Below are 22,452 nucleotides of genomic sequence, written 5' to 3'. Positions count from 1 at the left end.
AATGTCCCGTCCCCGTATCTTGATTGCCCGCCGCCTGTTCCCCGAGGTCGAGCAGCGCCTGGCCCGGCACTTCGACGTACAGACCAACCCCGACGACGTCGCCTGGAACCCTCAGGAGCTGGCACGGCAGCTGGCCGACAAGGACGGCGCGCTGACCACCGGAGGCCAGCGCATCGACGCCGCGCTGCTGGCCGCCTGCCCGCGGCTCAAGGTGGTGGCCAACATGGCCGTGGGCTACAACAACTTTGACGTGGACGCGATGAACGCCGCTGGTGTGCAGGGGACGAACACGCCCGACGTGCTGACCGAGACGACCGCCGACTTCGGCTTTGCGCTGATGATGGCCGCCGCGCGGCGCATGACCGAGAGCGAGCATTTCCTGCGCGCCGGGCGCTGGCAGCGCTGGAGCTACGACATGTTCGCCGGCGGCGAGGTGCACGGCAGCACGCTGGCCATTCTGGGCATGGGGCGCATCGGCCAGGGTATTGCCCGGCGCGGCGCCCACGGCTTCGGCATGCGCGTGATCTACCACAACCGCTCGCGCCTGGCGCCGCAGGCCGAGGCCGAGTGCAAGGCGCAGTACGTTGGCATGGACGAGCTGCTGGCGCAGGCCGACCACCTGGTGCTGGTGCTGCCCTACACGAGCGCGACGCACCACATCGTCGGAGCGGCGCAGCTGGCGCGCATGAAGCCTACCGCCACGCTCACCAACATCGGGCGCGGCGGCTTGGTCGACGAGGCGGCGCTGGCCGCCGCGCTGCAGACGGGCCGGCTGGCGGCGGCTGGCCTGGACGTGTTCGAGGGCGAACCCGTGGTCAACCCCGCGCTGCTGGCGTGCACCAACGTGGTGCTGACGCCGCACATCGCCAGCGCCACCGTGCCCACGCGCCTGGCCATGGCCAACCTGGCTGCCGACAACCTGATTGCCTTCTTCGACGGGCGCGGCCCGCTGACGCCGGTCAACCAGCCCGCGACCCGTGCCTGAAATGAGCGCCGGCTGGCAGGTTTACGCAGCCCTTGCGCTGCTGGTACTGGCGTTGGTGCTGCTGCTTGCGCTGCTGCTGCGCCGCCCGCGTGTGCAGTTGCCGCCCGAATGGCCGCAGCGCCTGCAATCGCTCGAAGCGCTGGTGCAGGGCACGCAGCTGGCCGTGGTGCGCAGCGACGGCGCGCTGCACGCGCTGGGTGAGCAGATCAACACCTTTGCCCAGGCCACGCAGCAGCGCATTGACGCGCGGCTGGCGCAGGCCGCGCAGGAGGCCCGCGAAAGCCGTGCCGAGTTGCAGGCCGCGTTTGCCGCGTTGCAGGCGCGGCTGGAACAGCACCTGGTGCAGGCGCGCAGCGACGCGGTGGCCGGGCGGCGCGAGCAGGGCGAGGCGCTGGCCGCGTTTCGCGCCGAGCTGGCGCAGGCGGCGCAGCAGTTGGCCGGCGACAGCCTGCGCACGCGCGACGCGGTCACCGAGGGCGCGCAGCAGCAGGGCCAGCGCATCCAGGAGCGCTTTGACGCGCTGTCGCTGGCCATGCGCGCGACGCTCGACTCGCTCAAGGGCGACCTGCACGGCCAGCTGGGCGCGATGTCGGGCGCGCTCAAGACCCAGCTTGAGACCGACACCCAGCAGCTCACCCAGCAGCTGGCGCAGCTCATCCACAGCCACCAGCAGGGCGGCGAGGCGCTGCGCAACGCGCTCAACGAGCGCCTGGCTGCGATCCAGAGCGACAACGCGGCCAAGCTCGAAGAGATGCGCCGCACGGTCGACGAGAAGCTGCACGCGACGCTGGAGCAGCGCCTGGGCGAGTCGTTCAAGCTGGTCAGCGACCGGCTGGAGCAGGTGCACAAGGGCCTGGGAGAGATGCAGACGCTGGCGGGCAGCGTGGGCGACTTGAAGCGCGTGATGACCAACGTGAAGTCGCGCGGCACCTGGGGCGAGATGCAGCTGGGCGCGATCATCGACAACGTGCTGACGAGCGAGCAGTACGCGAAGAACGTCAAGACCGTGCCCGGCAGCGACGAGCTGGTCGAGTTCGCCATCCGCCTGCCAGGGCGCGGTGACGATGAGCCGGTGTGGCTGCCGATCGACTCCAAATACCCGGTCGAGCATTACCAGCGCCTGCTGGACGCGCAGGACGCGGCCGACAAGGCGGCGATTGTGGCGGCGGGCAATGCATTCGAGAGCTCGATCCGGCTGGAGGCCAAGAAGATCTACGGCAAATACGTTGCGCCGCCGCACACCACCGACTTCGCCGTGCTCTACCTGCCGACCGAAGGGCTGTTTGCCGAGGTCATGCGCCGCCCGGGGCTGGTCGAGGCGGTACAGAATGACTGCCGCGTGATGCTGACCGGGCCGGCCAACTTCGCCGCCATGCTGTCGAGCCTGCAGATGGGCTTCAAGACGCTGGCGATCGAGAAGCGCTCATCCGAGGTCTGGAGCGTGCTTGGCCAGGTCAAGACCGAGTTCGGAAAGTTCGGCGACATCGTCGAGGCCACGCGCAAGTCCATCGACGCGGCCGCGCGCAGGTTCGAGCAGGTGGACGTGCGCACCCGTGCCATCCAGCGCCGGCTGCGCGGCGTGCAGGAGCTGCCCGCGCCCGAGGCGGCGCAGACGCCGCTGCAGCCCGCGCAGGATCTGCTGATCGGGGACGAGGAGTGAGGGGAACCGTGCCCTGTTGCGCCTGATCGCCGGCCAGACCTGCATTCACGCGGCGATGACCAGCATGCGCATGGCGGCGCCACCGGATCGGCGCAGATTGCGCTGCAACGCCACGCGGGGCGCAGCGCGCGCGATCCGGCTCACCTGCGCCAGTTGTCCAGCTGGCTGGCCATCGGGCCGGCCGTCTCCAACTTCATCGGGCCGTTTGCTTCATGGGCGCGGCCGTGGGTAGCCGGCACACGCGTGGCGCTGCGGCTGCAGCAGAGCGGCCCGGCTGCGCCGTGAGGCAGGCATGCCGTCCGCGCATCAGTTGCCGTTGCGCAGCCGGTAGAAGGCCTTGATGTAGGCCCAGGCGTCGGCCGCGTCGTCGCTGTAGTGAAACAGCTTGAGGTCATCGGCCGAGATCGTGCCTTGCTCGACCAGCGCATCGAAGTTGATCAGGCGCTGCCAGAAGTCCTTGCCGAACAGCACGATGGGCACCGGCCGGGCCTTGCCGGTCTGCACCAGCGTGAGCACCTCGAACAGCTCGTCGAGCGTGCCGAAGCCGCCAGGGAAGACGACGAGCGCCTTGGCGCGCATCATGAAATGCATTTTGCGCAGCGCGAAGTAGTGGAACTTGAACGACAGCTGCGGCGTGATGTAGGGGTTGCAGTGCTGCTCGTGCGGCAGCGTGATGTTCAGGCCGATGTTGGGCTCGCCCTCGTCGTGCGCGCCGCGGTTGGCCGCCTCCATGATGCCGGGGCCGCCGCCGGTGCAGATGTACAGGCGCTCGCAGGCGTCGCAGTGCTTGTTGCGCCGCGCGATCACGCGGGCGAACTCGCGCGCCAGCTGGTAGTAGCGGGCGTTGCGTACCGCGCGCTCGGCCAGCGCGGTGGCGCTGGCGTCGCAGCTGGCACGTGCCTGGTCGAGTTCCTGCTGTGCTTGCTCGGGATCGACGAAACGGGCGCTGCCATAGACGACGATGGTGTGCTCTATGCCTTGCTCGGCCAGCGACAGCTCGGGCTTGAGCAGCTCCAGCTGAAAGCGGATGCCGCGCGTCTCGGGGCGCTGCAGGAACTCGGGGTCGGTGAAGGCCAGGCGGTAGGCGTCGGGCGTCAGCGGCAGGCCGCTGGCATTGGCCTCGTACAGCTCCTGCCAGGAGTGGGCCAGCCGGGTGTCGCGCAGGTCGGTGTTCGATTCCATGGTGTGTTGTTCTTGTCAGATAGAGGCTTCGCCTGCCGCGTGCGGCAGGGCGCCTGGGCTGTTGATCCATACACCCGGCCGCCAGCGTGCCAGCGCACCCATGCTGGCACCCAGGCAGATTGCAAGCATTTGTTGGGGCATCGGTCGATTGTATGCAGGCCGCTGCCGCGGTTTTCCTCCGCTTGCCACCCATCTGGTCCAGTGGCCGCTGCATGCCCAAAAGATGCGGTGCGAACGGCTCCAGTGCCTGTTGCGTGCGGCCGCGCAGGCGCCCGGCGGGCGCCCTGCGAAGTCCGTCCGGGCATACCCGCATCACGATGACCAAAGTGCGTGACTATGATCGAAACCAGCCATGTACGGCCCTGCAGCCGATGCTGGAGCAGCCTGCCGCTGGCATTGAAACAATCAAAGGAGACACCATGCAAGTGCTGAAGATAACCGCGGTTGCGGCCGCCCTGACGCTGGGGGCTGCGGTGGCCACCACCGCGCACGCGGGCGATACCTATAACGCGGTCAAGAAGAAAGGTTTCGTGCAGTGCGGCATCAATCCGGGCCTGCCGGGCTTTTCGCTGGCCGACAGCAAGGGTGTGTGGAAGGGGCTGGACGTCGACATGTGCCGGGCCGTTGCCGCGGCCGTTTTTGGCGATGCATCCAAGTTCAAGGCCACGCCGCTGACGACGCAACAGCGCTTCACGGCGCTGCAGTCGGGCGAGGTGGACGTGCTCACGCGCAACTCGACGGCCACGCTGGCGCGCGATACGACGCTGGGCCTGATGAGCGCGGGCATCAACTACTACGACAGCCAGGGCATCATCGTGAAGAAGAGCCTGGGCGTGAAAAGCGCCAAGGAACTCGACGGCGCCTCGGTCTGCGTGCTGCAGGGCACGACCACCGAGCTGAACCTGGCCGACTGGTTCCGCGCCAACAAACTCAACTACAAGCCGGTGGTGATCGAGACCTCCGAAGGGGGATTCCGCACCTTCGAGGCGGGGCGCTGCGACGCCACGACCAGCGACAAGTCGCAGCTGGCCAGCCTGCGGGCGTCGTCCTCGTCGCCCGATGATTTCGTGATCCTGCCCGAGAACTTCTCCAAGGAGCCGCTGGGCCCGATGGTGCGCCAAGGTGACGACGAGTGGTTCATGGTCGTGCGCTGGGCGCTCAATGCCTGGCTGGAGGCAGAGGAATACGGCATCACGTCCAAGAACGTCGACGAGATGCTCAAGAGCAACAACCCCAACATCCAGCGCATTCTTGGCGTCAATGGCGACATGGGCAAGGGTCTGGCAGTCAACAACCGCTGGGCCTACAACATCGTCAAGCAAGTGGGCAACTACGGCGAGTCGTTCGACCGCAATGTGGGAGCAGGCTCGCCACTCAAGCTCGACCGTGGCCTGAACGCGCAGTGGACCAACGGCGGCGTGATGTACGCCTGGCCCATCCGCTGAGGCGTCTTTCCCACCATCGCGCCCAAGGCGCGCCATGGCGCAGGTCTCATCGGCCTGAACGCTGCGGCGCCGCCGCCGGGCGCCACCCCTGCCACCCCTGCAAGCTGACCCATGGCAACGACTGAACGTGAGACGCTCCCGGCGCCGCGTCCCCGGCGCTGGTCCTGGAACGACCCAGCCACCCGCGCGCTGATCTACCAGGTGAGCCTGGTCGCGCTGGTGGTCTTGTTGATCTGGTACCTGGCCAGCAACACGCTGCACAACCTGGCGGCGCGCAACATCACGACCGGCTTCGGCTTTCTGTCGCAGCAGGCTGGTTTTGCGATTGGCGAGTCCACGATTGCCTATGACGCGACCGACGCTTATGGGCGGGCGGTGATCGTCGGCCTGCTCAATACGCTGATGGTGTCGGTGATCGGCATCGTGGCGGCCACGTTGTGGGGAACGGTGCTGGGCATCGGGCGGCTGTCGCACAACTGGCTGGTGGCGCGGCTGTGCGGGCTGTACGTGGAGGTCATGCGCAACGTGCCGCTGCTGCTGCAGCTGTTTTTTTGGTACGCGGTAGTCACCGAAGTCATGCCCGGGCCGCGCCAGGCCTGGCAGCCGCTGCCCCATGTCTTCATCTCCAACCGGGGCTTGCGCCTGCCTTGGTTGCAGGACCATGCAATGGAGTGGCTGATCGGCGGGCTGGCGCTGGCCATCGTGCTGTGCCTGGTGCTGGCGCACTGGGCACGTAGGCGCCAGGAGGCGACCAGCCGCGCGTTCCCGCTGCTGCCGGCCTGCGCCGCGCTGCTGGTGGCGTTGCCGCTTGTGCTGTGGTGGCTGGGCGGCGCGTCCTGGCAGCTCGACCGGCCCGAGCTCAAGGGCTTCAACTTCCAGGGCGGCCTGGTGCTGACACCCGAGTTCTTCGCGCTGATCGCCGGCCTGGTGTCCTATACCGCGGCCTACATCGCCGAGGTGGTTCGCGCCGGCATCCAGGCGGTCGACAAGGGGCAGTGGGAGGCGGCCGCCTCGATCGGGCTCAAGCGCTCGCGCGTGCTGCGCCTGGTCATCCTGCCGCAGACGCTGCGCGTCGTGATCCCGCCGATGACCAGCCAGTACCTGAACCTGGTCAAGAACAGTTCGCTGGCGGTGGCCATTGGCTACCCCGACATCGTGGCCGTGGCCAACACCATCATGAACCAGACCGGGCAGGCGATCGAGGGCATCGCCATCATCATGCTGGCGTATCTCAGCGTGAGCCTGTCGATCTCGGCGTTCATGAACTGGTACAACCGGCGCGTGGCGCTGACGGAGCGTTGAACCATGAGCACCGCGCCCACGTTGATCGAATCACGGCCTCCGCCCCGGCGCAGCACGGGCGCTGTCGGCTGGCTGCGCCAGCACCTGTTTTCCTCGCCGCTCAATGCGTTGCTCACGGTGCTGGCGCTGTGGGTGCTGCTGCTGGCGCTGCCCGCACTGCTGGATTACTTCTGGCTCAAGCCCGACCTGGCCGCGACCACGGCCGCGGGCTGCCGCGAAAACGGTGGCTACTGCTGGGCGCTGGTGCGCGAGAAGCACCGATTGATCCTGTTTGGCCTGTACCCGTATGACGAGCAGTGGCGCCCGCTGCTTGCCGCGGCCATCCTGGTCGGCATCATCGCCGCCAGCTGCGTGCGCCGTTTCTGGCGCCCCTGGCTGGCGCTGGCCTGGCCACTGGCGCTCACGGCCGTGGGCGTGCTGATGTGGGGCGGCGTCGCTGGCCTGACCTATGTCGAGGACAGCAACTGGGGCGGCCTGCCGCTGACGCTGATCCTGGCGACCTTCGGCATCGGGCTGGCGTTTCCGTTCGGCGTGCTGCTGGCGCTGGGGCGGCGCTCCAACATGCCGGCGGTCAAGGCGGTGTGCGTGATCTACATCGAGCTGATCCGCGGCGTGCCGCTGATCAGTCTGTTGTTCATGTCCTCGGTCATGCTGCCGCTGTTTCTGCCCGAGGGGTTTTCGATCGACAAGCTGCTGCGCGCGCAGATCGCGCTGATCCTGTTCACCGCCGCCTACATTGCCGAGGTAGTGCGCGGCGGCCTGCAGGCGATACCGAAGGGGCAATACGAGGGCGCCGACTCTCTGGGCCTGACCTACTGGCAGCAGATGCGCATGGTCATCCTGCCGCAGGCGCTGAAGGTGTCGATACCGACGCTGGTGAGCACCTTCATTTCGCTGTTCAAGGATACGTCGCTGGTGGTCATCATCGGCATCTTCGACCTGATGCAGGCCGCGCGCGCGGCGGTGCTCGACTCGGCCTGGCAGGGCTTCAGCATCGACTCCTACATCTTCATCGCGGTCATTTACTTTGTTTTCTGTTTTTCCATGTCGCGCTACAGCCTGTCGCTGGAGCACCACCTCAACCAGGGGCAGCAGCGCTGACGCGTGCTGCCGCGCAGGTGTTTGAAGATGCCAGAACCGATCATCGATCTCAAGAACGTCAACAAGTGGTACGGCCAGTTCCACGTACTGCGCGACATCAATCTGAGCGTGGCGCAGGGCGAGCGCATCGTCATCTGCGGGCCGTCGGGCTCGGGCAAGTCGACGATGATTCGCTGCATCAACCGGCTGGAGGAGCATCAGCAGGGACAGATCGTCGTCAACGGCACCGAGCTGAGCAACGATCTCAAGCAGATCGAGGTAATCCGCCGCGAGGTGGGCATGGTGTTCCAGCATTTCAACCTGTTCCCGCACATGACGGTGCTGGAGAATCTGACGCTGGGGCCGATCTGGGTGCTGAAGAAGCCCAAGGCCGAGGCCGTTGCCACCGCGATGAAATACCTGGAGCGCGTGCGCATTCCCGATCAGGCGGGCAAGTATCCGGGCCAGCTGTCGGGCGGGCAGCAGCAGCGCGTGGCCATTGCCCGCTCGCTGTGCATGGCGCCCAAGATCATGCTGTTCGACGAGCCCACCTCGGCGCTGGACCCGGAGATGGTCAAGGAGGTGCTGCAGGTGATGATCGAGCTGGCCACCGAGAGCGGCATGACCATGCTGTGCGTGACGCACGAAATGGGCTTTGCCCGCCAGGTGGCCGACCGGGTGATCTTCATGGACCAGGGCCAGATCATCGAGCAGAACACGCCCGACGCCTTCTTCGACAACCCGCAAAGCGACCGCACCAAGCTGTTTCTGCAGCAGATCATTCACTGATTCCATTTCTATATCGATCGAGTACGCGAAGGTGAAGCGCAGACAGTGCTGTAGCACGACAAGCGAAGCCGACAAAGTAATCGGTTGGTATGGAAATGAAATGACGGGTGCGCCACTGCGCCCATGCGTCCTCAGGCCGACGATGGGTTGGCGGCCATGACCTTCTGCCACACCTGCACCGCCGCCAGCACGGTGTGCATCTGCACCGTGTGGGCGAACACGAAGTCCTCGCCATCGACGGTCTCGTCAGGAAACTCGCTGATCAGCGTCACCGGCGCGTCGTGGGCAGTCTGTACCTGCATACAGGCGATGCCGGCTATCACCTCGAACGGCAGCGGCCCGGCGTGGCGCTCGTACAGCGCGCGCTGGCGGGCGTTGAAGTCCTGCAGCGCGGGCAGCAGGGCATGCAGGCGCTCGCAGACCTGTAGCAGCAGCGAGCGGCCGCGCGCCTGCCAGCCGCCGTGGCAGCGCAGGATCAGAAAGAAGCCCTTGGGCAGCATCCAGGCCTCGAAGCCGCGCGGCACGTAGCCCGACAGCGGCCGCGTCCATTCGTGCGCCGGATAGCCGTGCAGGTTGACGTGCAACTGCGCGCCCGACAGCGCCAGCGCCTGCTGGCGCGCCAGGCGTTCAAGCAGCGGCGGCGTCTCGCGGTACTCGATGTCGTCGCCCAGTGCGCTGTAGCGCGCGGCGTGGTGCATGTGGTGCGGATGCTTGCGGCACAGCTGGTGGTGCAGGGCATAGCCGTCGGGGTTCTCCAGCGGCATCAGTGCAAAGTGCGCGCCGCTCGTGCTGCGCAGCGCTTGCGCTGCACGCAGCGCGCCGACCACGCCCGAGGTCTCGTTGGCGTGCTGCCCGCCGCTGATCAGCACTGGGTGGTCGCTGCCCGCGTGATACAGGCCCGCCACGCGCCGACCCTGGCGCGTCGGTGCGCCGAAGTGCATCCCACCCCAGGACTGCAGTAGCGCTGCGATGCGCTGCGGCGACGGGGGGCGATCCAGCGTGTCCAGCGGCTGGCCGTCGGTGGCAGCGTGCCAGCTGGAGTGGTTTTGCGCGTCCTGGGCAGGCGCGTCGAAGCGCACGGTCTGCACGCGCATATGCGGCTGCGCGGCGCCGCCGTGCACCTGCGGCACGATCTGGCCCGGTTGCAGCCGCCGATCACCAGGTGCGCGGCCGCTGCGCTTCTGGAAGTGTTCGAGCAGCGAGAAGTACAGCTCTTCGTGCATGGCCTCCAGCAGGCTGACGGTCTCGCCCGCCCAGGGCAGCGCCAGTTCGCCGGCGGGCAGGTGCAGGTCGATTTGCAATTGCTCGAAATAAGGCTCCTGCGCCGGCCAGGCGTGCGCTGCGATGCAGTGCACCGCGTGCTCGAAAGCCTGCTCGCAGTCGGTGGCCTCGCGCGCATCGACCAAGTCGGCCGCGCCCGCGCGCGTGCCGATGCGCAGCCAGCCGGTGGGCGACAGCGTGGGCGCACCGGTTGCATCGGAGTGGACGCGGTTGGGTGCAAAGATGCGCTCGCGGTGCGCTCGTCCGTCCTGCCATTGCAGTTGCAGCTCGTACCAGGGGTCGTTGTCTGCGCGCGTGGCCAGCGTCACCGCGCCTTCGGGCAGCAGGCGCGCCAGTGGGTAGGCCTCCAGCGCAAAACGCCGCGCCGGGCCATGCCGCGGCGTGGGGCAGGTGATGTGCATGTGCGCCAGGCCCTGTGTGTCGACCTGCTCGATCACGTGGTGCAGCAGCGGCTTGTACGCGCTGTGTAGCCGCGCGTGCACGCCAGCGCGCGCCAGCTGCCGTTCGGCGTTGCGGCGCGCGGGGGCGGACTCGAACAGCCAGCCCTCGACGAAGGTGCCGCGCCAGCGCGGGTCGCAAAAGCGTGCGACCCAGTCGTCCAGCGTGCGCGCGAAGCGGGCGTCGCACAGCACGGCGACTGGCACCGGATGGCCTGCAACGGTATGGGGTGGTGCCGTGTTCATGCCTGGCCTTCCTGTTCCTGAGCTGGTTCCTGGGTTAGATTGCAAATCTAGGAGTCTGTCGGACTTGGAAATCGTCGGCTGCAAATCGACCGCAGCGGCTCATTTTTTACCGTCTTTTTGCCCAATAGCTCGGCTATTGGGCTGCAAATCCGGCAAAAACTGTGCTCGCTGGGGCCGATTCTCGCTTTCGACGCTCCAAGTCCGACAGCCTCCTAGCAAAACGCAAATGGAGACGACGATGGCCGATCAGCGCTGGCAGTTCTGGGTGGATCGCGGGGGCACGTTCACCGACATCGTCGGGCGCCGGCCCGACGGTCGGCTGCTGGCGTACAAGCTGCTGTCGGACAACCCCGAGCAATACCGCGACGCGGCGGTGGCCGGCATCCGCCACCTGCTGGGGCTGGCTGCGGGCGCGCCGATCACGCCGGCGCAGGTGCAATGCGTGAAGATGGGGACGACGGTGGCCACCAACGCGCTGCTCGAACGAAAGGGCGAGCCCACGCTGCTGGTGACCACGCAGGGCTTTCGCGACGCGCTGCGCATTGCCTACCAGAACCGGCCGCGCATTTTCGACCGCCACATCGTGTTGCCCGAGATGCTGTACAGCCGCGTGGTCGAGGCGCGCGAGCGCGTTGGCGCGCACGGCGAGGTGGTGCAGCCGCTCGACGAGGTGCAACTGCGCGCGGCGCTGCAGGGCGCGTACGACGCCGGGCTGCGCAGCGTGGCGATCTGCTTCATGCATGGCTGGCGCTACACCGCGCACGAACAGGCGGCGGCGCGCCTGGCGCGCGAGGTGGGCTTTGCCCAGGTCAGCACATCGCACGCCACCAGTGCGTTGATGCGGTTCGTCAGCCGCGGCGACACCACGGTGGTGGACGCCTATCTCTCGCCCATCCTGCGCCGCTACGTCGATCAGGTGCAGCAGGAGATGCCGGGCGTGCCGCTGTACTTCATGCAGTCCTCGGGCGGGCTGACCGACGCCCACCTGTTCCAGGGCAAGGACGCCATTCTGTCGGGGCCGGCCGGCGGCATCGTCGGCATGGCGCGCACCGCGCAGCTGGCGGGGCGCGCGCGGGTGATCGGCTTCGACATGGGCGGCACCAGCACCGACGTGAGCCACTTTGCCGGCCAGTTCGAGCGCGAGTTCGAGACCCAGGTGGCCGGCGTGCGCATGCGCGCGCCGATGATGAGCATCCACACCGTCGCGGCCGGCGGCGGCTCCATCCTGAACTTCGACGGCGCGCGCTTTCGCGTCGGCCCCGAGAGCGCCGGCGCCAACCCCGGCCCGGCAAGCTACCGCCGCGGCGGCCCGCTGGCGGTGACCGACGCCAACGTGATGGTCGGCAAGTTGCAGCCGCGCTGGTTCCCCAGCGTGTTCGGCCACGGCGCCGACGCGCCGCTGGACGCGGACGTGGTGCGCCAGCGCTTTGCCGACTGGGCCGCGCAGACCGGCCGCGCGCCCGAGGCCGTCGCGCATGGCTGCATCCAGATTGCGGTGCAGCAGATGGCCGGGGCGATCAAGAAGATCTCGGTCGCGCGCGGCTATGACGTGACGCGCTACACGCTGCAGTGCTTTGGCGGCGCCGGCGGCCAGCACGCCTGCCTGGTGGCCGACGCGCTGGGCATGGGCCAGGTGCTGGTGCATCCGCTGGCGGGCGTGCTGTCGGCCTACGGCATGGGGCTGGCCGACCAGAACGCGATGCGCGAGCAGGCGCTGGAGCTGCCGCTGCAGCAGACGTCGATGGCGCGGATTGCCGAGGTGCTGCAGTCGCTGGCCGACGACGCGCTGGCCGAGCTGCACGATGCGCTGCAGTCCGCCCCCGCGCCCGCCACGGTGCACCGGCGCGTGCATCTGCGCTACGAGGGCACGGACTCGGTGCTGGTCGTGCCGTTTGGCAGTGTGGCGCAGATCACCGCGGCGTTCGAGCAGGCCTACCGCCAGCGCTTCGCCTTCGTGATGCAAGGCAAGGCGCTGGTCGTCGAGGCAGTCTCGGCCGAGGCCGTCATTGCCGGCGCGCCTGCCAATGAAGCCGTGCAGCCGCTGCACCCGCCGCGTGACGTGCCGCGGCGCGACACGGTGGGCGTCTTCACCACTGCCATCGACGGCATGCCCGCCTGGCACGACGCGGCGCTGGTGGTGCGCGAGGATCTGCGCCCGGGCGACCGGATCGAGGGGCCGGCCATCATCGCCGAGCAGAACGCCACCACGGTGGTCGAGCCCGGCTGGAGCGCGCGGCTCACGCAGCTGGATCACCTGCTGCTCACGCGCCACGCGCCGCGCGCCGTGGTGCACGCGGCGGGCACCACGGCCGACCCGGTGCTGCTGGAGGTGTTCAACCACCTGTTCATGAACATTGCCGAGCAGATGGGGCTGCAGCTGCAGAACACCGCCTACTCGGTCAACATCAAGGAGCGCGTCGATTTCAGCTGCGCGCTGTTCGATGCGGCCGGCCAGCTGATTGCCAACGCGCCGCACATGCCGGTGCACCTGGGCAGCATGGGCGAGAGCATCCAGACCGTGATCGCGCGCAACCGCGCCAGCATGCGCCGCGGGGACGTGTTCGTGCTCAACGACCCCTATCACGGCGGAACCCACCTGCCCGACATCACGGTCATCACGCCGGTCTACATCGGCGACGCTGCCGAGCCCACCTTCTACGTCGGCAGCCGCGGCCACCATGCCGACATCGGCGGCACCACGCCGGGGTCGATGCCGCCGTTCTCCACGCGCATCGAGGAAGAGGGCGTGCAAATCGACAACGTCAAGCTGGTCGACGCCGGCGTGCTGCAGGAGGCGAAAATCCTTGCGCTGCTGGCCAGCGGCAAATACCCCAGCCGCAACCCGCAGCAGAACCTGGCCGACCTGAAGGCGCAGATCGCCGCGAATGAGAAGGGCGTGCAGGAGCTGGTGCACATGGTGCAGCAGTTCAGCCTGCCCGTCGTGCAGGCCTATATGCAGCACGTGCAGGACAACGCCGAGGAGTCGGTGCGCAGTGCGATTACGCGCCTGGCCGCGCGCCTGGGCGAGGGCGGCAGCTATACGTTGGAGCTGGACAACGGCGCGCGCATCTGCGTCGCCGTGCGCATCGACGCGGCCACGCGCAGCACCGTCGTCGACTTCGCCGGTACATCAGAGCAGCTGACGAACAACTTCAACGCGCCGACGGCTGTCACCATGGCCGCCGTGCTCTACAGCTTTCGCCTGCTGGTGGACGACGACATTCCGCTCAATGCCGGCTGCCTCAAACCCATCGAGGTGCGCATCCCCGAGGGCTGCATGCTCAACCCGCGCCCGCCGGCGTCGGTCGTCGCCGGCAACGTCGAGACGTCGAGCTGCATCACCAACGCGCTGATCGGCGCGCTCGGCGTGTCGGCGGCCAGCCAGTGCACGATGAACAACTTCACCTTCGGCAACGCCCGCCACCAGTACTACGAGACGATCTCGGGCGGCAGCGGCGCCGGCGGCCTGTTCGACGACGCGGGCCAACTCGTCGGCGGCTTCGACGGCACGGCCGTGGTGCAGACGCACATGACCAACTCGCGCCTGACCGACCCCGAGGTGCTGGAGTGGCGCTTTCCGGTGCGCCTGGACAGCTATGCCATCCGGGCCGGATCGGGCGGCGCCGGGCGCTGGCATGGCGGCGACGGCGGCGTGCGCCGCGTGCGCTTCCTCGAACCGATGACCGCCAGCATTTTGTCCAACGGCCGCGTGCAAGGGTCGTTTGGCATGGCAGGCGGCAGTGCCGGCGCGCTTGGCATCAACCGCGTGCTGCGCGCGGACGGCCGCGTCGAGGAGCTTGGCCACATCGGCCAGGTGCAGATGCAGCCGGGCGACGTGTTCGAGATCCAGACGCCGGGCGGTGGCGGGTTTGGCGTGGCCGAAGGGTAGGGCGGCTGGCGGCGCGCGGGCGCAAGCCCTGCGCTACTCACATGCCGGTGCGCCCCGTGATCGAGCGGCTGATGCTGGCCGGAACGTTCTTGCCCATGCGCCGCGCGCGAAACAGCGCGGCGCGCATCAGAAAGATGCCGGTGACCGGCACGGTGATCGCGATGAACAGCGCGATCAGCAGCACGTGCAGCGCCAGCACGCCTTCCTGTACCGAGAAGTACACCAGCGAGGCATGCATTACGCACCAGCAGCCCATCGTCGCGATGATGGCCGGCGCGTGTACGCGCTCGAAATAGGTCTTCAGGCGCAGCAGCCCCCAGGAGCCCAGCAGCGCGATGACCGCGCCGGCCAGCACGAAGACCGACACCATGATGTCCAGCCACAGCGGCAGGGCCTGGGCGTTCATTCGATCACCTCGCCGCGCAGCAGAAACTTGGCCAGCGCCGTGGAGCTGACGAAGCCCAGCAGCGCGATCAGCATGGCAGCCTCGAAGTAGTGCGCGCTGCCTTCCTGGATGGCCAGCACCAGCATCAGCAGCATGCCGTTGAGGTACATGCAGTCGAGCGCCAGCACGCGGTCTTGCGCCGCCGGGCCGCGCAGCATGCGCACCAGGCACAGCACCATGGCCAGTGCCAGCAGCACCAGGGCGATCGGCAGAACCCAGGACAGAATGGGACTGTTCATTCAAAAATCTCCATCAACGGACGTTCGTAGCACGCCTTGACGTGGTCGATGATGGCCTGCGCGTCGGCCACTTCCAGCACGTGCAGCATCAGCACCGAGCGATCCAGCGACAGCTCGGCCCAGACCGTTCCGGGGGTGATGCAGACGATCATGGCCAGCACCGCCAGCGCGTTCGGGTCGCGCAGCTGCAGCGGTATCTTGACGAAGTCGGGCGGGCCGCGGCGGCTGGCCGGGGCGAGCAGCAGGCGCAGCACGCCGATGTTGGAGTTGGTGGTGTCCACCATCACGGTCCAGCACAGGCGCAGTACCGTGATCCAGTGGCGTACGCGCACCCGCTGCGGGCGCAGGCCGCGCAGCAGCACCGGCAGGCCCAGCGCCAGCAGCGCGCCCAGCAGCATGTGGCCGGCGCTGGCGCTGTGGTTGAGCACCAGCCACACCAGGAACAGGCCAATCGAGACCAGCGGGGCAGGAAAAAACCGCTTCATCGCGCGGCCTCCTGCGTCGCGTCGGTGCCGTGGGCCACGCCCGGGCGTGGCGTGGCCGACATGACGGCGTGCACATAAGTGGTGGGTGCGTGCAGCGCGTTGGCCGCGGCGCGGGTGAAGCCAATGGCCGGCTCGGCCAGCACCGTGAGCGCCATGCAGGCGAGCAGCAGCGTGGCAATGGGCAGACCCTCGAGCACGCGCAACTCAGGCGCCATGCGGTCGAAGCTGCCCCAGAAGTGGCGGATGCCGGCGCGCGTCAGCGCCATCAGCGCGGCAAAGCCGGTGATCAGCATCAGCGCCAGCAGCAGCCAGCCGGCAACGCCCGGGCGCATGCCGGCCGACGAGCCCAGGCCCAGCGGGTTGAGCATCGCGGTCAGCATGGTCAGCTTGCCGACGAAGCCCGACAGCGGCGGCAGGCCGGCAATGACCAGCGTGCTGACCAGAAAGGACAGGCCGATGAAGGCCGCCGCCGCCTGGATGACGCGCCCGACCAGCACCTCCTCGTCGTCGTCCAGGTTGACGCCACCGGCCGTCGGCAGCAGGTCGGCGGTGAGAAACGGCGTGTCGTCCCTCTCGTAGGGCGCGAGCGAGGCTCCGCCGTTGCGCCAGCGGTCGATCAGGTCGTCGATCAGGAACAGCGCGGCCACGGCTAGCGTGGAGCTGGGCAGGTAGTACAGCAGGCCGGCCGTCAGGTCGTTCTCGGCAAAGCCGGCCGCCGCCAGCAGCGTGCCCGAGGACAGCACCGCCGCGTGCCCTGCCAGGTGCGACAGACGCTGCGAGCCCATCATGCCGACGGCGCCAAATACCATGGTGACCATGCCCGCGCCGGTCAGCCACAGGTTGCCGAACAGCGCAGAGGCACCCGCTTCTGCTCCGAACATCAGCGTCCACAGGCGCAGGATGGCGTACACGCCCACCTTGGTCATGATGGCGAACAGCGCGCCCACCGGTGCGGTGGCGCTGCTGTAGGCCGGCACCAGCCAGAAGTTCAGCGGCCAGACCGCGGCCTTGATCAGGAAGGCGGTGGCCAGGATGGCCGCGCCGGCGTGCAGCAGGCCGCGGTCGCCGTCCGAGACCTGGGCCACGGCCAGCGCCAGGTCGGCCATGTTCAGCGTGCCGGTGATGCCGTAGAGCACGGCCGCGCCGATCAGAAACAGCGACGAGGCCGCCAGGTTGATCGCGATGTAGTGCAGCCCCGAGCCGACGCGCGCCGGCCCCGAGCCGTGCAGCAGCAGGCCGTAGGAGGCCGCGAGCATGATCTCGAAGAACACGAACAGGTTGAACAGGTCGGCCGTCAGGAAGGCGCCGGCCAGCCCCATGAGCTGGAACTGGAACAGGCTCTGGAAATGCACGCCCGCACGGTACCAGCGCGCGCCGGAGAAGACCACCGCGCACAGCGCGACGACGCTGGTGAGCACCAGCATCAGCGCGGTGAGGCGATCGAGCGCCAGTACGATGCCGAATGGCGCAGGCCAGTTGCCCGGCAGGTACACGCCCAGCGTGCTGGTGGCGCCGGCCTGGTGGCTCCAGGCCAGCAGCGCCACGGACGCGACCAGCCCCAGCAGCGTGGACAGCACGCTGAAGAACAGCTTCAGGTGCTGCTGCTCCTCGCGCAGCAGCAGCAACGCCGCGGCGGTGAACATAGGTAGCGCAATCGGCGCCAGCATCAGGTGGGGCATCAGGGGCGCTGCCAGTTGTGCCAGCGTGCTCATGGCATCTCCTGCGCGTCGTGGGCGTGGCGGCCGTCCACGTGGTCGGTGCCCGAGGTGCCGCGCGAGGCCAGCAGCACGACCAGGAACAGCGCCGTCATGGCAAAGCCGATGACGATGGCGGTGAGCACCAGCGCCTGCGGCAGCGGGTCGGTGTAGTGATGCAGATCCTGCGCCACGCCGTCGACCAGCACCGGCGCCTGGTTGATGACCAGGCCCAGCCGGCCCATGCTGAAGATGAACAGGTTGACCGCATACGACAGCAGCGACAGCCCCATGATGACCTGGAAGGTGCGCGGGCGCAGGATGAGCCAAACGCCCGAGCCGGTGAGCACGCCGATGGCGATGGCCAGCACGATTTCCATCAGGGCGCCCCCTTCATGCCTGCCGGCGCAGGGGGATCGGGCGGGTCGCCCACCAGCAGCGAGATCGCCTGCATCTCCTCTTCGACCAGGCGAGCGTGGTAGCGGTGGCTGCGCACCGACTGGTGGGCGATTGCCGTGAGGATGAGCAGCGTGGCGCCGACGACGAGGGCGAACACGCCCAGGTCGAAGAAGGTGGCGCTGGCAAAGTGCAGCTCGCCGACCAGCGGCAGCTGCAGCACCGCGGTGTGGCTGGTCAGGAAGGGGTAGCCCAGCGCGACTGCGCCCAGACCGGTGGCCAGCGCCAGCAGCAGGCCGGTGGCGATCCAGCGCCGGGGCACCAGCGGCAGATGGGCTTCGACCCAGGTGGTGCCCGAGACCATGTACTGCAGCACCAGCGCCACCGAGAACACCAGCCCGGCGACGAAGCCGCCGCCCGGCTGGTTGTGCCCGCGCAGGAACAGGTAGATGGCCACCAGCGCGATGAAGGGCAGCAGCAGGCGCGCCAGCACGGCCGGCACCATCAGGTAGCCAATGGCGGTGTCGCTGGCGTGACGCGGGTTGAGCAGGTCGGTCTGCAGGTCGGCGGGCACGGCGCGCTGCTGCTCGGGCAGGTCCATGCTCTCGCCGGCGGGGCGAAAGCGCCGCAGCAGTGCGTAGACGGTGACTGCAACGATGCCCAGCACGACGATCTCGCCGAAGGTGTCGAAGCCGCGGAAGTCGACCAGCATGACGTTGACCACGTTGGTGCCGCCGCCGCCGCTGAGTGCATGCTCCAGGAAGAAGGTCGAGGTGCTCTCGGGGAAGTCGCGGCTCATCATCGCAAAGGCCAGCCAGGCCATGCCGCCGCCGGTCAACAGCGCCAGCACCAGGTCGCGCAGTCGCCGGGCGCGTGCGCGCAGCGGATCGGCCTCGCGCAGCGCGGCGTCGCGCCGGGGCAGCCAGCGCAGGCCCAGCAGAATCAGGATGGTGGTGACCAGCTCCACCGCCAGCTGGGTCAGCGCCAGGTCGGGCGCGGAGAACCACAGAAAGGTGACGCAGGTAGCCAGGCCCGCGCCGCCCATCAGCACCAGCGCGGCCAGCCGGTGGTATTTGGCCTGCCAGGCGGTGGCAATGGCGCACAGGCCGCCGACGATCCACAGCAGCACGAAGGCGATGGACAGCGGCAGCGCCGGGCGCGCGCCCAGGTGCACGCCCTGCAGCCACAGCGGCAGCACGCCGGCCACCAGTGTTGCCAGCACCAGCCACAGCATCTGCCACTGCAGGCGCTGGGTGGACAGCAGGCGCCGGCCGCTGCGTCCCCAGCGGGTGAATTGGGTCAGGCCCGCCTCGAACATCCGGCGCCCGCTCAGGTGGTGCATCACGAGCGGCGCCTGGGCGCTGCCGCGTGCGCGCAGCCAGTGCAGAGTCAGGTGCAGCGCAATGCCGCCGGCCAGCGCGATCAGGCTCATCACCAGCGGGGCGTTGACGCCGTGCCACAGCACCAGGCTGTAGGCGGGAAGCTGGCCGCCAACCACCGGCAGCGCCGCGGTGGCCAGGAACTGGCCCACGGCCCAAGCCGGGAAGATGCCGACAACCAGGCAGGCCAGCACCAGCAGCTCGACCGGCACGCGCATCCAGTGCGGCGGCTCGTGCGGGGTGCGCGGCAGGTCGGTGGCCGGCGGGCCCCAGAACACGTCGGCGATGAAGCGCAGCGAGTAGGCCACGCTGAACATGCCGGCGATGGTGGCGGCAATCGGCAGCGCCGTGGCCACCAGCGGCGAGGCGTCGAGGAAGACGGTCTCGGCGAAGAACATCTCCTTGGACAGAAAGCCGTTGAGCAGCGGCACGCCGGCCATCGCTGCGCCGGCAACGGTGGCCAGCGTCGCGGTAATCGGCATCATGCGGCGCAGGCCCGACAGGCGGCGAATGTCGCGCGTGCCGCTTTCATGGTCGACGATGCCCGCCGCCATGAACAGTGAGGCCTTGAAGGTCGCGTGGTTCATGATGTGAAAGACCGCGGCGACGGCGGCCAGCGGGCTGTTCAGGCCCAGCAGCAACACGATCAGGCCCAGATGCGAGATGGTGGAGTAGGCCAGCAGGCTCTTGAGGTCGTTCTGGAATATTGCCGCGTAGCCGCCGACGAGCAGCGTCACCAGGCCGGTGGCGCCAACCAGCCAGAACCAGGGCTCGGTGCCGCTCATCACCGGCCACAGGCGCGCCAGCAAAAAGACGCCGGCCTTGACCATGGTGGCCGAGTGCAGGTAGCTTGAGACCGGCGTGGGCGCGGCCATGGCGTTGGGCAGCCAGAAGTGGAAGGGAAACTGCGCGCTCTTGGTGAACGCGCCCAGCAGCACCAGCACCAGCGTGACCAGGTACAGCGGGTGGTGGCGCACCAGCTCGGCGGACGCCAGCACATGATCCAGATCGTAGCTGCCGACGATGTGGCCCAGCAGCAGCATGCCCGCCAGCAGGCACAGGCCGCCGCCGGCGGTCACGGTGAGCGCCATGCGCGCGCCGCGGCGCGCGTCCTCGCGGTGGTGCCAGTAGCCGATCAGCAGGAAGGAGAACAGGCTGGTCAGCTCCCAGAAGAACACCAGCTGGATCAGGTGGCCCGACAGCACCACGCCGGCCATCGCGCCCATGAAGGCCAGGAAGAACGAGAAGAAGCGCGGCACCGGGTCGGCCGGCGACATGTAGTAGCGCGCGTACAGCACGACCAGTGCGCCGATGCAGTAGACCAGCATGGAGAACATCCAGGCAAAGCCGTCCATGCGGATGACCATGGGCATGCCCAGTGAGGGCAGCCAGGCGATCTCCTGGCGCAGCACGGTGCCGGCGGCTACCTCGGGGAAATGCAGCGCAACCGCGACGGCGCAAAATACCGCCACCAGCCCCGCCAGGGTCGATTCGAGGTTGCGCGCATTGGCTGGCATGAGTGCCGCCAGCAGGCTGGCGGCAAAAGGCAGGACGATGAGGGTCAGCAGAGGCATTGCCGCGGGATTTTACGGGTAGAGCGCAGACGCCCGCGCTATGGAATTTGCAGCCCCAGGCGATCCGGGGGATGTGATGCGCGCACGCGCTACAGCTCTTCGACGCGCCGCGCTGGGTAGCTGTCCCAGGTCTGGCAGCCCGGACATTGCCAGAAGTGCTGGCGCGCCTCGAATCCGCATGCCGCGCAGCGGTAGCGCGTCAGCGGCTTGGCCGCGTTGTCCAGTGCGCGCTGGATCTGCGGGTGGTATTCCTCGTGTGCCAGCCGCTCCTGTGCCAGCCAGCGCGTGGCGGCCACCAGCGAGGGCTCGTGCTGCAGGTGGCGCACATACCATTGCGGCGCCTGCGCGGCCTGCTCCGCGTCCTGTTTTTCCAGCGCGACGATGGCGTCCAGCAAGTCCAGCGACGGCGCGGCCTCGTACAGCGTGCGCAGCTGCGCCAGCACCTGGGGCTGCTGGCCAGTGGCGCTGGCGCAGTCGGCCAGCAGCGCCGCCGCCAGCGGCGCGGCCGCCGGCGCGCTGGCGACCAGCTGCTGCAGCTGCTGCAGCGCTGCCCGGGGCTGGCCCTGGCGCTGGTGCTGGCGCGCCAGCTCCAGCAGTGGACGCGGCGCCTGGGGCGCGCTGGCATGCGCCTGCTCGAACAGCGCGCGCGCGCCGCCGTGGTCGCCGCGCTGCACGAGCGCGAGTGCCTGCTCGCACAGGTAGTGCGCAATGCGGGTGCTGAAGTCGCCCTGCTGCGCCTGCTGCATGCGCTTGGCGACGGCCATGGCCTGCGGCCAGTCGTGGGCGCGTTCGTAGATGGACAGCAGCGCCAGGCGCGCCTGGGCCTCGAAGGGCGTGGCGTCCAGGCGGCGCAGCGCGTCCTCGGCGCGGTCGAGCAGGCCGGCCTTGAGAAAGTCCAGCGCCAGCGCGTGCTGGGCGCGGTCGCGGTCGGCGCGCGTGAGGTCGGCGCGCGAGAGCAGGTGCTCGTGCACGCGCACCGCGCGGTTGTATTCGCCGCGGCGGCGAAACAGGTTGCCCAGCGCAAAGTGCAGCTCGGTGGTGTCGGGATCGTTCTGCACCGCCTCGATGAAGGCGTCGATGGCCTGATCCTGCTGCTCGTTGAGCAGATAGTTCAGCCCCTTGAAATAGGCCTTGGGCGAGCGGCGGCTGTCGGCGCGCCATTGGCGCAGGTCCAGGCGCGATGCCAGCCAGCCCAGGCCAAAGGCCAGGGGCAGGCCCATCAGCAGCCAGCTGAGTTCAAATTCCATGGATGGAGGCGGGCAGGTCGACAGTGGGTGGCGGGGCGCTTGGCTCGGAAGCCGGCGCGGGGACGCTGCTGCGCTGTTTGCGGCGCTTGCGCCAGCCGTACTGCACCATGCCCAGCACGCCGACCGCGACGCCCAGCGTGAAGGCGGCCAGCACGATGAGTACCAGCGCGGCCGACCACTGGGTGCCGAAGAAGAAGTGCACCGTCACGTCCTGCTGGTTGTTCAGCGCAAACGCCAGCAGCGCGAAAAAAATGACTGCCCTGAGCAGCCACAGAAAGAATTTCATGTGAGCGTCCCGTGTTCCGGGCGATTCTAAGACGGGAGCTCTCTCAATCGGCCGTGGTGCCGCGGTCGACGCCCTCGCGCAGCGCCTTGCCCGGCTTGAAGTGCGGCACGCGCTTGGCCGGGATGTGCACCGCTTCGCCGCTGCGCGGGTTGCGGCCCAGGCGGGCAGGGCGGTGGGTGACGCTGAAGCTGCCAAAGCCGCGGATTTCGATGCGGTGGCCGCGCACCAGCGAATCCGTGACCGCGTCCAGAATGGTCTTGACCGCGTATTCGGCGTCGCGCTGCGTGAGCTGGGTGAAGCGGGCTGCGAGTTCTTCGACGAGATTGGATCGGATCATGGCGGGTTCTGGGTAGTGGGAACGTAGGCACGTTCTGAAAAATGAAAACGGGCGCTCGCGGGCGCCCGTTCATG

The 22,452-nt window shown here is 68.4% G+C and carries 18 protein-coding genes and 1 pseudogene; 8 read left to right on the top strand and 11 right to left on the bottom strand.

Annotation, left to right across the window (positions count from 1 at the left end):
- Nucleotide 1: 1 nt before the first annotated feature.
- From ABD767_RS10995 to ABD767_RS10985, 3 genes and pseudogenes are all read left to right on the top strand, one after another.
- Nucleotides 2–985: an NAD(P)-dependent oxidoreductase gene (locus ABD767_RS10995; RefSeq protein ID WP_103045260.1), complete on the top strand. Its 984-nt coding sequence runs from the start codon at nucleotides 2–4 to the stop codon at nucleotides 983–985.
- Between the two features lies 1 nt (nucleotide 986).
- A complete protein-coding gene (locus tag ABD767_RS10990; protein ID WP_103045259.1) occupies nucleotides 987–2,645 on the top strand; it encodes a DNA recombination protein RmuC in 1,659 nt (552 codons plus the stop codon).
- 72 nt (nucleotides 2,646–2,717) lie between these two features.
- Nucleotides 2,718–2,858: pseudogene (locus ABD767_RS10985) on the top strand (MFS transporter); the annotation flags it as partial.
- Nucleotides 2,859–2,951: 93 nt separating this feature from the next.
- On the opposite strand, the gene ABD767_RS10980 reads toward ABD767_RS10985, so the two are convergent.
- Entirely contained in the window at nucleotides 2,952–3,827 is an 876-nt protein-coding gene (locus ABD767_RS10980) for a TIGR00730 family Rossman fold protein (RefSeq protein WP_103045258.1), read from the bottom strand.
- Between the two features lie 419 nt (nucleotides 3,828–4,246).
- Here ABD767_RS10980 and ABD767_RS10975 point away from each other — a divergent pair, with 419 nt between their 5' ends.
- From ABD767_RS10975 to ABD767_RS10960, 4 genes are all read left to right on the top strand, one after another.
- A complete protein-coding gene (locus ABD767_RS10975) occupies nucleotides 4,247–5,272 on the top strand; it encodes a transporter substrate-binding domain-containing protein (protein WP_103045275.1) in 1,026 nt (341 codons plus the stop codon).
- Nucleotides 5,273–5,383: 111 nt separating this feature from the next.
- On the top strand, nucleotides 5,384–6,574 hold the full coding sequence (locus ABD767_RS10970) for an ABC transporter permease subunit (protein WP_103045257.1): 1,191 nt from the start codon (nucleotides 5,384–5,386) through the stop codon (nucleotides 6,572–6,574).
- A 3-nt stretch (nucleotides 6,575–6,577) separates the two neighbouring features.
- A complete protein-coding gene (locus tag ABD767_RS10965) occupies nucleotides 6,578–7,675 on the top strand; it encodes an ABC transporter permease subunit (protein WP_103045256.1) in 1,098 nt (365 codons plus the stop codon).
- A gap of 27 nt (nucleotides 7,676–7,702) precedes the next feature.
- On the top strand, nucleotides 7,703–8,443 hold the full coding sequence (locus ABD767_RS10960) for an ATP-binding cassette domain-containing protein (RefSeq protein WP_103045255.1): 741 nt from the start codon (nucleotides 7,703–7,705) through the stop codon (nucleotides 8,441–8,443).
- 131 nt (nucleotides 8,444–8,574) lie between these two features.
- On the opposite strand, the gene ABD767_RS10955 is transcribed toward ABD767_RS10960, so the two are convergent.
- Nucleotides 8,575–10,407 (bottom strand): peptidase M14, encoded by a 1,833-nt coding sequence (locus ABD767_RS10955; protein ID WP_344869675.1) that lies wholly within the window; start codon nucleotides 10,405–10,407, stop codon nucleotides 8,575–8,577.
- A gap of 238 nt (nucleotides 10,408–10,645) precedes the next feature.
- Here ABD767_RS10955 and ABD767_RS10950 point away from each other — a divergent pair, with 238 nt between their 5' ends.
- Nucleotides 10,646–14,296, top strand: a complete 3,651-nt coding sequence (locus tag ABD767_RS10950; RefSeq protein WP_103044521.1) for a hydantoinase B/oxoprolinase family protein — start codon at nucleotides 10,646–10,648, stop codon at nucleotides 14,294–14,296.
- 37 nt (nucleotides 14,297–14,333) lie between these two features.
- Here ABD767_RS10950 and ABD767_RS10945 read toward each other — a convergent pair whose 3' ends face one another.
- From ABD767_RS10945 to ABD767_RS10905, 9 genes are all read right to left on the bottom strand, one after another.
- Nucleotides 14,334–14,702: a monovalent cation/H(+) antiporter subunit G gene (locus tag ABD767_RS10945; protein ID WP_103044517.1), complete on the bottom strand. Its 369-nt coding sequence runs from the start codon at nucleotides 14,700–14,702 to the stop codon at nucleotides 14,334–14,336.
- Nucleotides 14,699–14,980: a K+/H+ antiporter subunit F gene (locus ABD767_RS10940; protein WP_103044516.1), complete on the bottom strand. Its 282-nt coding sequence runs from the start codon at nucleotides 14,978–14,980 to the stop codon at nucleotides 14,699–14,701. The genes ABD767_RS10945 and ABD767_RS10940 overlap by 4 nt, the downstream gene beginning before the upstream one ends.
- Nucleotides 14,977–15,465: a Na+/H+ antiporter subunit E gene (locus ABD767_RS10935; protein ID WP_103044515.1), complete on the bottom strand. Its 489-nt coding sequence runs from the start codon at nucleotides 15,463–15,465 to the stop codon at nucleotides 14,977–14,979. The genes ABD767_RS10940 and ABD767_RS10935 overlap by 4 nt, the downstream gene beginning before the upstream one ends.
- Nucleotides 15,462–17,177 carry a monovalent cation/H+ antiporter subunit D gene (locus tag ABD767_RS10930; RefSeq protein ID WP_103044514.1) on the bottom strand — a complete coding sequence of 572 codons (1,716 nt, stop codon included), beginning with the start codon at nucleotides 17,175–17,177 and terminating at the stop codon, nucleotides 15,462–15,464. Before ABD767_RS10930 ends, ABD767_RS10935 begins: the two co-directional genes overlap by 4 nt.
- Nucleotides 17,174–17,539: a Na+/H+ antiporter subunit C gene (locus ABD767_RS10925; protein ID WP_103044513.1), complete on the bottom strand. Its 366-nt coding sequence runs from the start codon at nucleotides 17,537–17,539 to the stop codon at nucleotides 17,174–17,176. The genes ABD767_RS10930 and ABD767_RS10925 overlap by 4 nt, the downstream gene beginning before the upstream one ends.
- On the bottom strand, nucleotides 17,539–20,508 hold the full coding sequence (locus ABD767_RS10920) for a monovalent cation/H+ antiporter subunit A (protein ID WP_103044512.1): 2,970 nt from the start codon (nucleotides 20,506–20,508) through the stop codon (nucleotides 17,539–17,541). The genes ABD767_RS10925 and ABD767_RS10920 overlap by 1 nt, the downstream gene beginning before the upstream one ends.
- Before the next feature lie 89 nt (nucleotides 20,509–20,597).
- Nucleotides 20,598–21,755 (bottom strand): lipopolysaccharide assembly protein LapB, encoded by a 1,158-nt coding sequence (lapB, locus tag ABD767_RS10915; protein ID WP_103044511.1) that lies wholly within the window; start codon nucleotides 21,753–21,755, stop codon nucleotides 20,598–20,600.
- Nucleotides 21,745–22,041, bottom strand: coding sequence for a lipopolysaccharide assembly protein LapA domain-containing protein (locus ABD767_RS10910; protein ID WP_103044510.1), 297 nt, complete (start codon nucleotides 22,039–22,041; stop codon nucleotides 21,745–21,747). The genes lapB and ABD767_RS10910 overlap by 11 nt, the downstream gene beginning before the upstream one ends.
- 43 nt (nucleotides 22,042–22,084) lie before the next feature.
- Nucleotides 22,085–22,378: an integration host factor subunit beta gene (locus ABD767_RS10905; protein ID WP_103044509.1), complete on the bottom strand. Its 294-nt coding sequence runs from the start codon at nucleotides 22,376–22,378 to the stop codon at nucleotides 22,085–22,087.
- Nucleotides 22,379–22,452: the final 74 nt, after the last annotated feature.

The organism is Comamonas faecalis, assembly GCF_039538025.1.
GTDB lineage: Bacteria > Pseudomonadota > Gammaproteobacteria > Burkholderiales > Burkholderiaceae_C > Comamonas_C > Comamonas_C faecalis.
The sequence above is the reverse complement of the archived record's forward strand: the minus strand, read 5'-3'. Positions and strand labels throughout refer to the sequence as shown.

Bases quoted from the DNA above. Each gene is read 5' to 3' on its own strand.
- ABD767_RS10960 (WP_103045255.1), top strand. From the start codon at position 7,703: ATGCCAGAACCGATCATCGATCTCAAGAACGTCAACAAGTGGTACGGC.
- ABD767_RS10965 (WP_103045256.1), top strand. From the start codon at position 6,578: ATGAGCACCGCGCCCACGTTGATCGAATCACGGCCTCCGCCCCGGCGC.
- ABD767_RS10975 (WP_103045275.1), top strand. From the start codon at position 4,247: ATGCAAGTGCTGAAGATAACCGCGGTTGCGGCCGCCCTGACGCTGGGG.
- ABD767_RS10945 (WP_103044517.1), bottom strand. From the start codon at position 14,702: ATGAACGCCCAGGCCCTGCCGCTGTGGCTGGACATCATGGTGTCGGTC.
- lapB (WP_103044511.1), bottom strand. From the start codon at position 21,755: ATGGAATTTGAACTCAGCTGGCTGCTGATGGGCCTGCCCCTGGCCTTT.
- ABD767_RS10950 (WP_103044521.1), top strand. From the start codon at position 10,646: ATGGCCGATCAGCGCTGGCAGTTCTGGGTGGATCGCGGGGGCACGTTC.
- ABD767_RS10970 (WP_103045257.1), top strand. From the start codon at position 5,384: ATGGCAACGACTGAACGTGAGACGCTCCCGGCGCCGCGTCCCCGGCGC.
- ABD767_RS10995 (WP_103045260.1), top strand. From the start codon at position 2: ATGTCCCGTCCCCGTATCTTGATTGCCCGCCGCCTGTTCCCCGAGGTC.
- ABD767_RS10990 (WP_103045259.1), top strand. From the start codon at position 987: ATGAGCGCCGGCTGGCAGGTTTACGCAGCCCTTGCGCTGCTGGTACTG.
- ABD767_RS10905 (WP_103044509.1), bottom strand. From the start codon at position 22,378: ATGATCCGATCCAATCTCGTCGAAGAACTCGCAGCCCGCTTCACCCAG.
- ABD767_RS10920 (WP_103044512.1), bottom strand. From the start codon at position 20,508: ATGCCTCTGCTGACCCTCATCGTCCTGCCTTTTGCCGCCAGCCTGCTG.
- ABD767_RS10930 (WP_103044514.1), bottom strand. From the start codon at position 17,177: ATGAGCACGCTGGCACAACTGGCAGCGCCCCTGATGCCCCACCTGATG.
- ABD767_RS10980 (WP_103045258.1), bottom strand. From the start codon at position 3,827: ATGGAATCGAACACCGACCTGCGCGACACCCGGCTGGCCCACTCCTGG.
- ABD767_RS10940 (WP_103044516.1), bottom strand. From the start codon at position 14,980: ATGAACAGTCCCATTCTGTCCTGGGTTCTGCCGATCGCCCTGGTGCTG.
- ABD767_RS10910 (WP_103044510.1), bottom strand. From the start codon at position 22,041: ATGAAATTCTTTCTGTGGCTGCTCAGGGCAGTCATTTTTTTCGCGCTG.
- ABD767_RS10925 (WP_103044513.1), bottom strand. From the start codon at position 17,539: ATGGAAATCGTGCTGGCCATCGCCATCGGCGTGCTCACCGGCTCGGGC.
- ABD767_RS10955 (WP_344869675.1), bottom strand. From the start codon at position 10,407: ATGAACACGGCACCACCCCATACCGTTGCAGGCCATCCGGTGCCAGTC.
- ABD767_RS10935 (WP_103044515.1), bottom strand. From the start codon at position 15,465: ATGAAGCGGTTTTTTCCTGCCCCGCTGGTCTCGATTGGCCTGTTCCTG.